Source organism: Streptomyces sp. NPDC041200 (assembly GCF_055591805.1).
Genome location: NZ_JBVIZF010000118.1, coordinates 1 through 2,559, shown reverse-complemented (window position 1 = coordinate 2,559; position 2,559 = coordinate 1). Strand labels below are relative to the sequence as shown.

Genomic DNA, 2,559 nt, shown 5'->3' with positions numbered 1-2,559 from the left:
GCCAGCACCTGGTGCCCATTCGCCCGAGCGTCCGACAACCGCTCCAGCAACAACAGGCCAACGCCCTCGGCCCACGCCGTACCATCCGCACCCGCGGCGAACGACTTGCACCGACCATCCGGAGCAAGACCACGCTGCCGCGAAAACTCGACGAAACTCCCCGGCGTCGCCATCACCGCGACACCACCGGCCAACGCCAGCGAACACTCACCCGACCGCAACGCCTGCACCGCCGAATGCAACGCCACCAACGACGACGAACACGCCGTGTCCACCGTCACCGCCGGCCCCTCAAAGCCGAACGTATACGCCACCCGGCCCGATACCAGACTGCCTGCCGCTGCCGCCGCTTCGTAGTCGTGGTACATGGCACCGGCGAAGACACCGGTCCGGCTGCCCTTCAACTCGGTGGGATCGACACCAGCGCGCTCCAGCACCTCCCACGACGCCTCCAGCAGCAACCGCTGCTGCGGATCCATCGCCAACGCCTCACGCGGGCTGATCCCGAAGAACGCCGGATCAAACTCACCCGCCTCGTGGAGGAAACCGCCCTCCCGGACATACGACTTGCCCGGCTCACCAGGCGTGGGGTCGAAGAGCTTGTCGATGTCCCAGCCGCGGTTCACCGGAAACGAGGAGATGCCATCGCCGCCGTCGGCCACCAACTGCCAGAGTTGCTCGGGCGAGGAGACGCCACCCGGCAGCCGACAGGCCATCGAAACGATCGCGATGGGCTCGGCCGAGGCCGCCAAGGCTTGGTCCCGTTCCTCCTTGAGCTGCTCGTTCTCCATGAGCGAGGCGCGCAAAGCGGTGATGAGCTTTTCCTCGGACACAGACATTTCAGTTCCTCCGTAGCCCGCGACGGGGTCAGTTGTTGGTGGTGCCCATCGCCCGTTCGATGAGGCTGTCGACGTCCATATCCGCGATGAGATGCGACTGGTTCTCCCGAACCTGATGTGCCGCCACCCCGGAGTTCGTCAGCTGCAGCAGCGTTTCCAGCACGCCCAGGTCCTGGAAACGCTGGAGCGGCACGGTCGCCAGCACACGACGCAGTCCGGCCTCGTCCACATCGGAAATGTCACTCACGCCTGCTTCCGGCACCAGCTCTGTTCGCAGGTGTTCGGTAAGAACAGCAGGTGAGGGATAGTCGAAGATCAGCGTGGCTGGCAGCCGAATTCCCGTCGCCCCGGCCAGTCGATTGCGCAGCTCCACGGCGGTGAGTGAATCGAAGCCGAGTTCGCTGAATGCCTGCCCCGCCGCGATATTCGTCGCATCGGTGTGCCCCAGTACCACGGCGATCTCTCCGCGGACCAGTTCCAGCAACTGTGCCGTCTGTTCCTCGGCCGGCAGCGCCCTGAGCCGGTCCGCCAAGGGCTCGCTCGTCGTGGCACCGCCGCCCGCAGCCCGGCGTGACTGGCGCACCAGTCCGCTCATGATGGGCGGCAGCTGTCCGGCGCGTGCCTGTTCCGCCAACCCCGTGAAGTCGAACTTCACCGGTACCAGCACCGACTCCTCGGCGTGCAGACCAGCGTCGAACAGCGCCATGCCCTCTTCGGTGAACAGCGGCCGTACTCCGCCCCGGTTCATCCGGGCCTGGTCGGCCTGGTCGAGCGTGCTGGTCATCCCGCTGGCCTGGCCCCACAGGCCCCAGGCGAGGGACACGGCGGGCAGGCCCTGCGCCCGACGCCACTGCGCGAAGGCGTCCAGGAACGCGTTCGCCGCCGAATAGTTGCCCTGGCCCGGACCACCGAGCAGTCCCGACGCGGAGGAGAACAGCACGAACGCGTCCAGGTCCAGTCCGGCGGTCAGCTCGTGCAGCATCAGCGCCGCATCGACCTTCGGCCGGAACACCGCGCCCAGACGCTCCGGCGAAAGGCTCCCGATCACACCGTCGTCGAGCACACCCGCCGTATGCACCACACCCGCCAGCGGCGCATCCGCCGGTATCCCCGCAAGCAGCTCCCGCAGGGAGTCCCGGTCGGCCACATCGCAGGCGACGATGTCGACCCGCGCGCCCAGGGCCTCCAGCTCGACCCGTAGTTCCTGCGCACCGTCCGCCACCGGCCCTCGGCGGCTGGTCAGTACGAGGCTCCGTACTCCATGGGTCGACACCATATGCCGCGCGATCGCTCCGCCCAGGGTTCCCGTCCCCCCGGTGATCAACACCGTGCCCTCGGGGTCGAGGGCGAGCGACGATGCCTGCGGGGAAGCGGCAGAAGTGGCCACGAGCCGTGGTACGTATGCGGCTCCTGCTCGGACGGCTGCCTGCGGTTCGTCCGAGGCCAGCACGGTCGTGATCAGCTCATCGGACGGCTCGCCGCCATCGATGTCCACCAGCACCACACGGCCGGGGTTCTCCGCCTGCGCGGACCGCACCAACCCCCACACCGCGGCCCCCGCAGGATCCACCACCTCGTCATCGCCCTCTACACCCACCGCACCCTCGGTGACCACCACCAGACGGCCGGAATCACCAGCGGCCAGGAAGGTCTGCAACTGACCCAGCACCTCGGCACACAGGCCACGCACTCCCTCAGCCCCGACCACACCAGACCGCGC

The 2,559-nt window shown here is 68.0% G+C and carries 2 protein-coding genes; both read right to left on the bottom strand.

Features of this window, described 5'->3' with window-relative positions; translation table 11 throughout:
• A partial coding sequence (locus tag ACZ6CL_RS42850; protein WP_468946988.1) for a beta-ketoacyl synthase N-terminal-like domain-containing protein occupies positions 1 to 833 on the bottom strand: 833 nt, incomplete at its 3' end.
• Positions 834 to 867: 34 nt separating this feature from the next.
• Complete coding sequence (locus tag ACZ6CL_RS42845; RefSeq protein WP_468946985.1) at positions 868 to 2,508, bottom strand: type I polyketide synthase; 1,641 nt, start codon at positions 2,506 to 2,508, stop codon at positions 868 to 870.
• Between the last annotated feature and the right edge of the window lie 51 nt (positions 2,509 to 2,559).